Annotated in this window: 12 protein-coding genes and 3 pseudogenes; 5 read left to right on the forward strand and 10 right to left on the reverse strand. The window is 54.8% G+C overall.

Translation table 11 applies throughout. The features are described 5' to 3' along the window. On the forward strand, nucleotides 1-560 hold a 560-nt coding region (locus tag V7730_RS19730; RefSeq protein WP_335749288.1), incomplete at its 5' end, for a BCCT family transporter. Nucleotides 561-763: 203 nt separating this feature from the next. Further along, a complete protein-coding gene (locus V7730_RS19735; RefSeq protein WP_335749289.1) occupies nucleotides 764-1,300 on the forward strand; it encodes a histidine phosphatase family protein in 537 nt (178 codons plus the stop codon). 14 nt (nucleotides 1,301-1,314) lie between these two features. Here the strand turns inward: V7730_RS19735 and V7730_RS19740 are convergent, their stop codons facing one another. The 6 genes and pseudogenes from V7730_RS19740 to V7730_RS19765 all read right to left on the reverse strand — a co-directional run bounded on the left by V7730_RS19740 (nucleotide 1,315) and on the right by V7730_RS19765 (nucleotide 6,397). After that, nucleotides 1,315-2,241, reverse strand: coding sequence for an HAD-IIA family hydrolase (locus V7730_RS19740; protein ID WP_335749290.1), 927 nt, complete (start codon nucleotides 2,239-2,241; stop codon nucleotides 1,315-1,317). Then, nucleotides 2,205-3,020, reverse strand: coding sequence for a phosphonate ABC transporter, permease protein PhnE (gene phnE, locus V7730_RS19745; RefSeq protein WP_335749291.1), 816 nt, complete (start codon nucleotides 3,018-3,020; stop codon nucleotides 2,205-2,207). The genes V7730_RS19740 and phnE (V7730_RS19745) overlap by 37 nt, the downstream gene beginning before the upstream one ends. Next, nucleotides 3,020-3,829, reverse strand: coding sequence for a phosphonate ABC transporter, permease protein PhnE (gene phnE, locus V7730_RS19750; RefSeq protein ID WP_335749292.1), 810 nt, complete (start codon nucleotides 3,827-3,829; stop codon nucleotides 3,020-3,022). The genes phnE (V7730_RS19745) and phnE (V7730_RS19750) overlap by 1 nt, the downstream gene beginning before the upstream one ends. Continuing rightward, nucleotides 3,826-4,617 carry a phosphonate ABC transporter ATP-binding protein gene (gene phnC, locus V7730_RS19755; RefSeq protein WP_335749293.1) on the reverse strand — a complete coding sequence of 264 codons (792 nt, stop codon included), beginning with the start codon at nucleotides 4,615-4,617 and terminating at the stop codon, nucleotides 3,826-3,828. The genes phnE (V7730_RS19750) and phnC overlap by 4 nt, the downstream gene beginning before the upstream one ends. A gap of 66 nt (nucleotides 4,618-4,683) precedes the next feature. Beyond that, nucleotides 4,684-5,649: pseudogene (phnD, locus tag V7730_RS19760) on the reverse strand (phosphate/phosphite/phosphonate ABC transporter substrate-binding protein). A gap of 91 nt (nucleotides 5,650-5,740) precedes the next feature. After that, nucleotides 5,741-6,397 (reverse strand): HAD-IA family hydrolase, encoded by a 657-nt coding sequence (locus V7730_RS19765; protein ID WP_335749294.1) that lies wholly within the window; start codon nucleotides 6,395-6,397, stop codon nucleotides 5,741-5,743. Nucleotides 6,398-6,595: 198 nt separating this feature from the next. Here V7730_RS19765 and V7730_RS19770 point away from each other — a divergent pair, with 198 nt between their 5' ends. Next, on the forward strand, nucleotides 6,596-8,248 hold the full coding sequence (locus V7730_RS19770) for a Na/Pi cotransporter family protein (protein WP_335749295.1): 1,653 nt from the start codon (nucleotides 6,596-6,598) through the stop codon (nucleotides 8,246-8,248). Between the two features lie 131 nt (nucleotides 8,249-8,379). Here the strand turns inward: V7730_RS19770 and V7730_RS19775 are convergent, their stop codons facing one another. From V7730_RS19775 to dctP, 4 genes are all read right to left on the reverse strand, one after another. Beyond that, the gene (locus tag V7730_RS19775) at nucleotides 8,380-8,601 is read right to left on the reverse strand and encodes a hypothetical protein (RefSeq protein ID WP_335749296.1); all 222 of its coding nucleotides are present in this window, start codon (nucleotides 8,599-8,601) and stop codon (nucleotides 8,380-8,382) included. Between the two features lie 191 nt (nucleotides 8,602-8,792). Further along, nucleotides 8,793-10,106 carry a TRAP transporter large permease gene (locus V7730_RS19780; protein ID WP_335749297.1) on the reverse strand — a complete coding sequence of 438 codons (1,314 nt, stop codon included), beginning with the start codon at nucleotides 10,104-10,106 and terminating at the stop codon, nucleotides 8,793-8,795. Next, a complete protein-coding gene (locus V7730_RS19785) occupies nucleotides 10,103-10,669 on the reverse strand; it encodes a TRAP transporter small permease subunit (protein ID WP_335749298.1) in 567 nt (188 codons plus the stop codon). The genes V7730_RS19780 and V7730_RS19785 overlap by 4 nt, the downstream gene beginning before the upstream one ends. A gap of 72 nt (nucleotides 10,670-10,741) precedes the next feature. After that, nucleotides 10,742-11,779 (reverse strand): TRAP transporter substrate-binding protein DctP, encoded by a 1,038-nt coding sequence (dctP, locus tag V7730_RS19790; RefSeq protein WP_335749299.1) that lies wholly within the window; start codon nucleotides 11,777-11,779, stop codon nucleotides 10,742-10,744. Between the two features lie 392 nt (nucleotides 11,780-12,171). On the opposite strand from dctP, the pseudogene V7730_RS19795 reads away from it, so the two are divergent. Then, a pseudogene (locus V7730_RS19795) lies at nucleotides 12,172-12,423 on the forward strand (transposase); the annotation flags it as partial. Nucleotides 12,424-12,456: 33 nt separating this feature from the next. After that, nucleotides 12,457-12,597, forward strand: a pseudogene (locus V7730_RS19800) (IS3 family transposase); the annotation flags it as partial. Nucleotides 12,598-12,748 lie beyond the last annotated feature (151 nt).

Here is a 12,748-nt window from a genome sequence, read left to right on the forward strand (position 1 = left end):
CGGGTCAAATCTCGGTGAAAATACCGGGTCAGTTCTCAGTGACATTCAACAGTATGTTCATCGCGCGTGTCAGCCGCGGCCGTACGGTCCGTGAATTTATAGTTTGCGTTTTGTTGATCCCTTCGCTGGTTTGCGTGGTTTGGATATCGATTCTCGGCGGCACAGCAATCCATCAGGTTATCAATGACGGATTCACGGGGGCTCAATCAGCCGAATTGCCGCGCCAACTGTTCCAGATGTTGGGTGAGTTGCCGCTTTCGTCGATCACCTCGTTTATCGGGATCATCCTCGTGATTGTTTTCTTCGTGACGTCTTCGGATTCCGGTTCGTTGGTAGTTGATACTATCACGGCCGGGGGCAAGGTGGATGCGCCTGTACCTCAGCGTGTATTCTGGTGCCTCTTCGAGGGTGCTGTTGCGATCGCGTTGTTGCTTGGTGGCGGGCTTGCGGCGCTTCAATCGATGGTCATCTCAACCGGTCTGCTGTTCACGTTTATCCTGCTGGGGCTGTGTTATTGCATCTTCCGTGGTTTGCAGAGTGAACTGACCGAAACGAAGTAACCTAGGTCTCTTAAAACACACAGCGGGCGCCAATAGGTAGCGCCCGCTGATTGTCGATATCGCCAACTGCCCAGATCTGTTTTATTCATGAGCAGTGCTGCGCTTGTGCCGAAGTTTTGAGCACGACACCCTCAAAACAGCCCCGCAACGCAAAATTCTACTCTGCGGCGCCGATGACGCCCAAGTTTCCGAAAGCTCTTTTCATGGCCATTTTCTTTATCTGGCACGGACAGTCTAAATTTAACGCGGCCTTTGAAGGGAGCTTTGATCCAATGATCTTTGATGCTCCTCTAACGCCACTGGGCTTTTCACAAGCAGCGGAAGCGGGCGTGCGTGTATCAGATCTGGGCATTACCCGCGTGATCACGTCTCCACTTACCCGTGCCATTCAAACAGCCAAAGCCACCTTTGTCGGCCTCGCCCCGATTGAAGTCAACCACGGCCATCATGAGCTTTTGCAGTACAGTGGTGATGTCGGTCGCCCCTTGATGGCGCTGAAACAAGATTTTCCCGACCTGTCATTCGATCATTTTCCCGATCAATGGTGGCATGCCCAAGACAACGCGGAAGGTGAGATGTCAAAGGAGCCATTGCCAGTGTTCCAGTGCCGTATTGCTCAATTTGTCGCGGCTTTAGACAACTTTGGCCCAGAGCGGGTTGCGATTGTTGGCCACGGGAACGCGTTTCAGGAAACGATTGGCTACATCCTGAACAATTGCGAGGTGTATCAGTATCGGTAAGCGGTTGCCGGCAATCAGGGGCGCGTAAGAATATAGTCCGGCTGAATGCCTGATGCAGTGATTAGGCCATCAAGGTCACTGCCCGAAAAGAAACCGTAATCGGCAATCAATGCAGTTTTCAGCCCTGCGGCCTGACCGCCTAGGATATCTGTATGAAGGCTGTCTCCAACCATCACGATACGGTCCTTCGGCACAGGGCCAAGTTGCGCGAAGGCCAGATCAAAGATGTTGCCGAACGGTTTCCCAAAGAACTGCAATTCGATCCCGGTCTGATCTGCCAAGCGGTGCGCATAGTGTCCAGGTTCAACCGAAAAGCCGTTCTCGCGGGGGGCCACGATATCGGGGTTGCCGACATAGACGGGCCGGGGGTGCGCCTTCAGCGAGGCTTCAAGCAGCGCTTGCCGCGTTTCGGTCCAGACTGCGCTGCCTAACAAAACAAAAGCATCGGCGTTGTCGTAAGCGGCAGCGTCTTCGGCTAGATAGGTCATATCGAAAGGCTCGATATCCCCACGTCCCAGACTTTCTGTCGCCATCAGCCCCCATTTCAGAGGGGGTGCAGTGTGTAGGGCGTGAAGGGTCGCTTTACGGCTGGTTATCACATCCTCGGGCGCAAAGTCATATCCGAGGCGCTTGTATTTCTCCATCAGGTTGGCGTGGGGAAACCCGGCTGCGTTTGACACGATCATCACCCGCTTGCCTGCTTTCTGCAGGTTTGCAACGCGCGCAGGCACGCCCTCAATAGCAGTGTCGCCAATATTCAGAACGCCAAAAGCATCCAACAGGAATGCGTCTACCTCATCGGCAAGCGCATCAAGGTTTGCCAGCCGTTTGCAAGACCCTCCGGAGGTTGCTGAGGGCAGGCGTTGGCGCACGCGCTCATAGCTGGCAAATGCTTCGGTGACGTTCAAATGATTGCGCCCCGTACTTTGGCCGAGACCCATTCAGATATGACCACTGCCGCCAGAATAACCAGCAAGATCAGCGAAACCTGCGGCCATGCCAACACGTTCAACGATGACGACAACTGCAAGCCGATGCCGCCCGCGCCCACCAAGCCCAGCACGGTGGATTCGCGAATGTTGATGTCCCAGCGGAACACGGCGATGCCGGCAAAGGCGGGCATGATTTGCGGCACAATCCCGTATGCCATGACCTGCCAGCGGGACGCGCCTGTGGCGGTGATCGCTTCGACCTGTGTTTTATCGATCTCTTCGATCGCTTCGTAAAGTAGCTTGGCGCAAAACCCGATGGACCGGATGGCAATCGCAATGACGCCGGCGAAAACGCCCGGCCCGATAATGGCGATCAGCAGCAGCGCCCAGATCAAGGAGTTGATCGAGCGGGTCGAGACGATGATAAGCAGTGCAATGGGACGGACAAAGAACCGTGATGGTGTGGTGTTGCGCGCCGCGAGAAAAGCGACCGGCACAGCAAGGATCAGCGAAAAGATCGTGCCCAGTGTGGCGATGTTCAGCGTATCCCAGATCGGCTTGCCCAACTGGGTGATGTATTCCCATCGGGGCGGTGTTGCGCGGGTCCAGATATCATCAGCGATACGCGGTGCATCGTAAACGAAGAACCACGTGGTCGAGGCTGAAATCTGCTGCCAACAATAGGCGAAGATTGCGACGCCAATCAACCAAATCGTCCAGTGGCCAAGGCTTTCGCGGCCCGTGCGGCGTTGCCAGATCTTCTGGCCTTTCAGGTCTTGTACTGGCATTATTGAACCCTCGCCCTGATCACGCCGGACAGATATTCCAAGGCCATCACAATAAGGATGATGATCAGCAGGATCGCCGCAGCTGTGTCGTATTCATAGCGGTCAAAGGCGGTGTTCAAGGTGGCACCGATGCCGCCCGCGCCAACCAGCCCAAGGATCGCGCTTTCGCGAAAGTTGATATCAAGCCGGTAGATGCTCAGCCCGATCAGTCGCGGCATCACCTGTGGCTGCACGCCGTAGTTGATCCATTGCGTCCATTTGGCCCCCGATGTCTTGATCGCCTCGGCCTGTACCTTGTCCATGCTTTCGATATCTTCTGCCAATAGTTTGGACAAGAACCCGATGGTGGCAAAGCTAAGTGTCAGGAAGCCGGCCAGGGGGCCAAAGCCAAAGATCGCAACCAACAGGATCGCCACGATGATTTCCTGCAAGGCGCGGCTGATGGCGATGATCGACCGGCAGATCAGGTAGACGGGCAGGGGCGCGATGTTGCGCGCGGCCCCCAGTGCAATCGGGATCGAAATCGCGATGCCCACGACCGACGACGCGATGGTCATGATGATACTTTCCACCATGCCTTCGTAGATGTCAGACGACCGCGTGGTAAAATCCGGATTGGTAAAGGCCAGAACAAATTTCTTGCCACGCTCAAGGCCTTCGTAAACGCGGGACCAGTTGACCTCGACCGTCATGTAGGCTGCAATCAGATAGGCCAGAAAGCCGAGTATCAGCGCCCAACGGAGCCAAGGCCGCTTGATGAAGGAGGGTTTGCGCCAGGGCTTGCCGATCAGGATATCAAGTTCGCTCATTCCGCGGCCTCGATATCATCCTCATCGACCGCCTCGATGGTCGCTTCCCAATCTTCCTCGCCATAAATCGTCGTTAGGACTTCGGGGCTAAGCCCCTCTGGTGGGCCGTCGAATTCAACTGCTCCGAACCGCAATCCGATAACGCGCTGCACAAACATCTGCGCGAGGGCCACATCGTGGATGTTGATGATCGCTGCCAAACCTCGTTCTTTGCACAGCTCGCATATCAGGCGCATGATCTGGCGCGAGGTTTTTGGGTCGAGCGACGCTGTTGGCTCATCCACCAACAGGAGCGCGGGGTTCTGGATAAGTGCGCGGCAAATGCCGACACGCTGGCGTTGCCCGCCAGACAGCTCATCCGCGCGTTTGTCGGCCATATGGGCAAGGCCCACGCGGTCCAGCAGGCGAAATGCTTCGTCCACATCTGACTGTGGGAAACGGCGCAAGAAGCTGCGCCAAAACCCGACATAGCCCAAACGACCCGACAGCACGTTCTCCATCACGCTGAGGCGTTCGACCAATGCGTATTCCTGAAAGATCATCCCCATGCGGCGGCGTTCACGGCGAAGGTTGCCCGAGGACAACCCCGTAAGTTCAACATCGCCGAGATAGACCTTGCCGGAGCTTGGCTCAACCAACCGGTTAATGCAGCGGATTAGGGTGGATTTACCGGCACCCGAGGGGCCGATCAATGCAAGCACCTGACCTTCTGGAACAACCAGATCAACTGCCTTAAGGGCCTGATCACCCGTTTTATATGTCTTAACAAGCTTCTCAAGCCGCAGCATGAACGTACCCCCACCTCAATTATTGTCGTTGGAAAAGGCGGGCCCTGAGGCCCGCCAAATCAGCCGTTACTCGCAGGAATAGCTGACGCCATTTGCGGTATCGATCTTACGGATTACTTCCCAGAATTCCTTATAGGTCATCGGAAGGAATTGGCCTTCGTTCGACTTCTAGAATTCGGCCTGAAGCGACGTGCCTTCCCATTCAAAATTGAAAAACGCATTGCGAATTTTCTCTTTCAGGTCGGGCGTCAGGTTATGGGCTGTGCCAAATCCTGTGGTCGGAAAGGTTTGGGATTTATAGATTGTTATGACCTGATCTTCGGTAATCACATCACGGCTGAGCATCCGCGCCTTGACCGAATTTGCAATCGACGCGGCGGCGTAATCTTTGTTGGCCACACCAAGGATCGAATTGTCGTGCTTGCCGGAGTAGACCGGTTCAAAGTCGCGTTCGGGCAGCATGTCGAAGTCACCCTTCAAGATCGCGCTTGGCGCTTTGAAGCCGGAATTCGACGTGGGCGACGTAAAGGCGAGCTGTTTGCCTTTGATGTCTTCGACCTTTTCGATGCCAGAGCCCGGATAGGTGATGATTTCCATCTCATAGCCGAAATTGCCGTCTTTGGACGCCATGATCGTGAAGGGGTTAAAGCCCGCACAGTTGACTGCCAAGGGGTTAGATCCCGTGTTGAAGCCCGCGATATGCAAACGTCCCGACCGCATTGCCTCAATTTGGGCTGCGTTGTTTTGTACCGGGAAAAAGACGACCGTCTTGCCGGTTTCTTTTTCAAGATGGGTCAGAAAGTCGGACCATGCTTCTTTGTAGACAGCAGGGTCTTCTACGGGGGTATATGCAAAGATCAGCGTGTCAGGGTCAACCTGATCCGCAGCATCGGTGGGTGTATCTGCAATCAGATCGCCGTCCACGTCGCAAAACCGTTTATCCAAATCACCGCGCGGGCAGTCTTGCGCCGCAGTTGGACCAGCCAGTGAAAGCGCGAAAGCCAAGGCCGCACTGGACAAAAGTGAATTCATTATTTTTATTTATATATCCTCCCAGATACCTGAGGCTAACCGGAAACGAATATATTGCAAGCGCGTTAACGTTCGTTTTTGTTCGGAAACGTCAGTCAGTCAGGATGCCGTGGGTTGCCCAATCCGCAAAGCGGTCGGCATCCGGAAAATCGGGCAGGGGCGCGTTCAGGTAGCCGCCAGAAAACAGTCGGAAAGTCACATCCGCATTGCGCGCCGTGAAGTAGTCAATGGTGCTATCCCCAACGTATAAAGTCTGGGATGGTTGGCCGGACATTTCTTGGATGCAGGTCAGCAAGGGAGCACTGTCCGGCTTTTTTGGTTGGCCGTCCTCCGCGCCTGCGATCACTCTGAAGAACTGCGTCAGATCAAGCCGGTCGCAGATTTCCCGAGCGGGTTGAGTTGGCTTATTGGTGCAAATGCCCATCGGAATGCCAGCAGCTTGAAAGGTGCGAAGTGCGGACACAACACCGGAGTAGGGCCGCGTCAGCGTCGTCATGTTTTGATTGTAGCTGTTCAGGAACAGATCAAGTGCTGTTTGTCTGAGGGGGGCATCGTAACCACCCGTCGCGTCAAGGCACCGCTCAACAAGCTTTTCCACCCCGTTGCCGATAAAGGAGATGATGGTGGGGAGATCAAGGGCTTCACGACCAAGAGCATCCAGCGTGATATTAGCCGCAGCATGCAGATCAGGCGCGCTGTGGATCAAGGTTCCGTCCAGATCGAATATGATCATTTTTGTGTGTATCATAGTGTTTTGATATCGCTTCGTTTGTGGTTCTACAAACTCAAAAGACTGTTTTGAAAACGGTTTGTAGTTCCACTCAGCGCAAGGCAGTTGCCTTTTGGACAAGTTGGATGCAGGTTCCGAAACGTTACGGCTTTGGTCCAATGTGGGCTGCGGCCCTGTATTCCGTTCATTTTCCGCTTAAACGGAGAGAGGCCATTCATGGATGAACCGTATCTGATACTTTTCCTTCTTAACATCGCCGGTGCTGCCGCTTTGTTGATTTGGTCTGTGCGGTTGGTCCGTACCGGGGTTGAACGCGGTTTTGCCGCCCCTCTGCGGTTCTGGATGCGACACTCGGCCAACAACAGGGTGATTGCGGCCGCGACTGGTATGGGTGCTGCGGTATTCCTGCAAAGCTCGACGGCGGTGGCGGTGCTTGTGTCCAACTTTGTTGGTAAAGGCGGATTGGCGACGGCCGTGGGCCTTGCGATGCTGCTGGGCGCTGATGTGGGATCGGCTGTTGTCACTCAAATCCTGATGGTTCGACAACCGTTTCTGATCCCTCTCTTATTGCTGATTGGTGTCACAACCTTCCTGCGTGCAGAGGGAAACACGCGACAGATCGGTCGCATACTCATCGGGTTGGCTTTGATTTTCGTTTCGCTCGACATGATCCGTTCTGCAACTGGCCCAATGGTTGCACATCCCGCAACGGAGACGGTGATGGCCTATCTGGGGCGTGATCTTTTGACTGCGTTCATCATTGGTGCGATTTTCGCTTGGGTTGTGCATTCAAGCGTTGCGGCTGTGCTGTTGTTCGTCACGCTGGCTGGGCAAGGAATCTTACCGGTGCCTGCGACTGCCGCCATGATCCTTGGGGCTAACCTTGGCGGTGGGGTTATTGCATATGTTTTAACACTTTCTGCACCGATTGCTTCGCGCCGCATGGTTGTGGCAAACCTTGTGCTGCGTGGTGGTGGAGCCGCTCTTGTGACCTTCTCGGTAGATGCAATGCCTGATCTGCTTGACCGTCTTGGCGCCACCCCTGCACGTCAGTCCATCAATTTGCATCTGGTCTTCAATCTGGCGCTTGCGCTTGTTGCCCTGCCTTTTGTCGGAGGGGTAACGGCAATTTTGACACGCCTGATGCCAGACAATCCCGATGACGATAACTCGTTGGTGGCCGTGACGGCGCTTGATCCAAGCGCTTTGAATAGACCTCAACGAGGTCTGGATTGCGCCGCACGAGAACTGCTGGTGATGGGGCAAAAAGTTGAACAGATGCTAATTGCGGTGGAGCCGTTATACGATACTTGGAATGAAGCTTCCGCAAAGGTGATCCGTGATCAGGATGAAACGATCAAGAAAATGCACCTTGATATAAAGCTGTACCTTGCACGATTGGGCAAGACCGGTCTGGAGGAAGACCTTGGCCGAAGGTCTATGGAACTTGCTTCGATTTCTTCCAGTCTCGATTCCGCGTCAGATGCCATTGCTAGAATAATGCTAGATTTGGCCAAGCGGCTCGATGCCGATAAACTCCAGTTTTCGGAACAAGGGCGCGCCGAAATTGGCGATTTCTCGGACCGTGTTCAAAGCAATGTGCAGCTAGCGCTCAATGTGATGATGAACCAGAATCCTGCAGAAGCGCGCGAGCTTGTGTCCGCTAAAGAAAAGGTCCGCAAAGTGGAACAAAAGTTGCAACGCAATCACATTGTCCGACTGCGTGAAGGTTTGGTTGAAAGCATTGAAACCAGCAACATCCACCAAGAAACACTCAGGGCCCTAAAGCAAGTCAACACTGCGTTTTCGATGGTTGGGTACCCGATCTTGCTGAAATCCGGTGACCTTTTGAAAAGCCGATTGGTATAGTGAAGTATCAGCTGTTCGTTTAACCACCAAACGTTCGCTTTGGTCTCGTGTGACAACTGGGGATTCCAGTGTCCGCCAAATAAAATAGGGCGCGGAACTGATCCACGCCCTTCTATCAATGTTGGTTGCGCTCAATAGCGTGGGCGGCTGCAAACGCCTGCGTCGTCGCAGAATACACCGGCAAGCCCGCCCATGATTGCGCCGCGATCGCCGTTTCCATTCACAGCCTTGGCTGCACCGTACCCTAGAGCCGCCCCCACGAGGCCGCGTTCCATATCGCTGTCAATTGCGGCACCTGGTGCGCAGGCTGAAATCAGGGCGGTTGCAGCGATGAGTGTATAGATGAATTTCATGTTCGATGTCCTGAGAAGCCGCCGTTTCGATGGCGACGGTGTGGGTGTTGGGGGCCTTGCAGAGACCGTATCTCAGAAGTCCCCCGACGATGCGTTCCTCATAAGACAAACGCACACTGTTATCCTATTACCGACCCACCCTGTGAGCGTGTTATCAGATAACAGCGCCCACAGGCCCTCTATCCTGCCTGCTAGCCGTAGAAATACTCCGGCAAAAACAACGCAATAGCGGGGAAGAGGATGATAAGAACCACGCCTATCAGCGTCACCACAACATAGGGGAACACCGAGGCGTAGATATCACCCATCGTGACATCAGGCGGTGCGACCCCTTTGAGGTAGAACAGGTTGAAGCCAAACGGTGGCGTCATGTACCCGACCTCCATCATGATGATGAACAGAATGCCGAACCAGATGGGATCAAACCCTGCATCGCGCACCACGGGAAGGAAGACGGGGAGGGTGATCAGCATGATGCCAACGGGATCCAAGACCATCCCCAGAAAGAACAGCACCATCAGCATAAAGAACAACGCGCCCCAGCGACCGCCTGGTATCATAGTCATAATGTTGGAGATCAGGCTCTGCGCGCCAAGTGCCGTGTAGGCGGTGGAAAAGGCGTGCGCGGCGAACAGAATCCACATGACAAGTGCGGTAAGTTTAAGCGTGTCGATTGCAGCGCCATGGATCACAGTGCGGCTCAGTTGACCATTGATGCCAGTTGCCACCAGCGCGCCAAACACGCCGATAGCCGCGGCTTCTGTCGGGGTGGCGAAGCCACCAAAGATCGCGCCAAGAACGATAGTGACGATCATGATCGGCAGAATAACAGCCTTGAGCGAGCGGAACTTCTGACTCCAGCTTGCGCGTTCATCAAGGGGCAGGGCGGGCCCCAGCTCTGGTTGGAGCCAGCAGCGCCCTCCGATGTAGATCGACACCAGCACAAACAGCGTCAGGCCCGGTCCGACCCCTGCAGCGAACAAACGGCCTACTGATACTTCTGTCAGCAGCGCATAGAGAACCATCAGGATCGACGGGGGGATTAGGATACCCCAGCCGCCGCCGGCGTTGATTGCGCCGAGAGCAAGTTTTTTATCATACCCCCGCTCAAGCATCTTGGGCAGGGCGATGGTGCCCATGGTCACAACGGCTGCACCTGAAATCCCCGACATCGCGGCGAAGATCACGCAAATCAGCACGGTGCCAATGGCCAGACCGCCGCGCAGGCCACCCCACCACTGGTGCATCATATCGTAGAGGTCATTCGCAACCCCCGATTTCTCAAGTAATATGGCCATGAAAACAAACAGCGGGATCGCCATTAACGTCGGCGATTGCATCGTCTCCCACATCTTTGAGGCAAGAAGATAGAACCCGATTGGCCCCATTTCAAAGTAGAGAAACACCACCGAAACACCACCCAGCACAAATGCCAAAGGGGTGCCAAGCATAAGGAAAACCAGAAGGCTGCCGAAGAACAGAACCGTTAAAAGTTCGACACTCATCGCTGCACCTCCTGTGCGGTTTCTTCCGTAGAATCCGGTGTGCCCGGCTTGCCGAACACATCTTCGGGAGTGGGCAGCCCGCGCAGAACGCGGATGTCGGCCCAAAGGCGCACCAGACCTTGCAGCAGCAGCAGGATCGCCGCGACGGGGATCAGGGCCTTGGTCGGCCAAAGCGGTGCTTTCCAGACTGAATTAGAGCGCTCGAAATCTGCGAGTGCGTCAGACGCGATGTCCCAGCCCTGCCAAAGCAGAACGCCAACGAAGAGCAGGAACAGTGGCCACGTCAAAATATCCAGCAGCGAGCGGCGTTTGCTGCTCATGCTCCCATAAAAGATATCGACGTTCACGTGGCCGCGCTCTGCCAGCAGATAGCCGCCACCGATGACCGCATAGCCGCCAAATATCAACGTGGCGAGTTCGGCCGTCCAGATTGTCGGGGTGCCCACCAGATATCGCATGACCACATCGGCCAGCAAAAGGGCAAAGATCACAAGAACCGCGAGCGATACCCACCGCCCGATAAATCGATTTATGCGCGTAATGACGCGGGCCAACTGCCACATGTCTGAAAGCTCCATATAGTGAAAAGAAGGCGGGCGGCCCGAAACAGGCCACCCGCCATTTAACTGCTGAGGTTAGGCGTACCCCATGTCCTTCATCAATGTGCGGTAGATGTCCGCAGCCTTTGCAGCGCGCTCGCCCTTTTGGCCCTCTTGCTCAAGGATTTGAGCGGAGGCGGTGGCCAGCATCTCCAGCACGTCGTCGGGCAATTGCACAACCTCGATACCCTCTTTTGCAACACCTTCGGCCAAAGCGATGGCTTCCTTGTGCTGATACTCTGCCGAGCGCAGGAAGAAGCGCGTCGTGATAATCTCTTCCAGTGCGCCGCGCAGGTCATCAGGCAGCTCTTCAAGCGCGTCGATGTTCATGATGAACGCATCGGTTGTCTGTGCGAGAACCGGCTTGTAGTGATATTTACAAACCTCCCACAGCGACATGGATTGCGCGCCGATCGCGGCCCCCCAGTGTGCGCCATCCACCACGCCCGAGCTGAGCGCTTGATAGAGTTCTGAGCCCGGAATATATTGCGGCGATGCACCGGCTGCTGCCAGATAGTCGAGCATCGACCCTGAAGAACGAATCTTGAGACCTTTGAAATCGGCTGCAGATTCGATCTTTTTGGATACTGTCATTTCAGTTGGCAGTACCTTTTCGCACATCAGATGCACGCCATCGGCATTAAGGTCTTCGTTTACCAGCGCTTCGACGCCGAGGTTCTTCATCGCGTGTTCCATCTCCCACGCCTGCCGCAGCGTGCCGGGGATGCCATAGACGAACGTTGCCGCCTGTGCATTGTCGCTGATGTAGGACGGGCTGATTGTACCCATAGGTACAACACCCTTGCGCACGATGTTGTAGATATCGGGGCCCTTGGCGAATTCGCCCGCACCCAACAGATCAAGCTTGAACGCGCCTTCGGTTTTTTCTTCCAGCAGTGTGGCGATTACCCCAAGGCTGTCAGTGAACGAGCTTGACGCTTTCGGCCAGTGAGCCTGAACGCGCCAGGTGACTTGGCCTTGTGCGATGGCGGTGCCGATCAATGCGGGTGAAGCGACGGCTGCGACGGCGGCACCGCGCAAAACGGACCGACGGTTAATGTTTGAATTACTCATGTATTCCTCCCAATCGTTTGTCATTCAGCGCAGCAGTTTTGCGATGCGCCGACGGATTTCGGATAGCCCGAAACCGTATCTCGTGCCGCTACACTGACGTTCCTTGTAAGATACCTCAACAATTTTAATCGAAAACTCCGGCAAAGATTTCGCACAGCGGTACAACCGTCCGCAAAAGGTAAATTAAATTAACCTTGTCTGCCTCAAGCCACGGTTGACCTGAAAACCCTGTGCCAGCAGTTCCGATCTTTGGTGATTTTGACACCAGATTCGGTTTAATTGCGCTGTACTTGAGGCATAGGTCCCTACCTGTGATGAGCTATCTAAAATTGAGTTGCTCCAAGAATTGTAGACGCATTGTTTGGTAATTTTGGAACCAAGGAGAGACGGATATGAACAAGGGAATTCGGTTTACGGATGAGTTCAAGCAGGACGCTGTGGCACAGGTTGTTGAGCGTGGTGGTGCGGTCAGCGAAGTTGCGGAACGGCTCGGCATCAGGACCAAGTCGCTGTACACTTGGAAGGCGCAGTTTTCGAAGCCACCGCATGCGCGAGCCGAGGTTTTGGATCAGGCCGCAGAGATAAGGCGGCTGAAGCGGGAACTGGCGCGGGTAACTGAGGAACGCACAATTCTAAAAAAGGCGACCGCGTACTTCGCGCGAGAGTCTCAGTGAGTTACGCGCGATGCTGCACGGCAAGACGTGTTCGATTACATTGAGATGTTCTACAACCCGACCCGCAAGCACACGAACAACGGCATGCTGTCACCAGTCGACTATGAAGCAGAACAGAAGAAAATGAACGAAGCAGGCGTCTAGGAAACTAGGGGCACCTCAGCCCGTTCGGGCGAAAAGGTTAGTTTTTCAACACAATTGGCGAGAACCGGACATTCGCCGCGCTTTGCCCCGATGGCTGCTATGCGGGGCGATTTCAACGGGTCGACGCAACACTTTAGTCTTTAGCCAAAGA

This window comes from Sulfitobacter sp., from assembly GCF_036961165.1.
Taxonomy (GTDB): Bacteria; Pseudomonadota; Alphaproteobacteria; order Rhodobacterales; family Rhodobacteraceae; genus Sulfitobacter.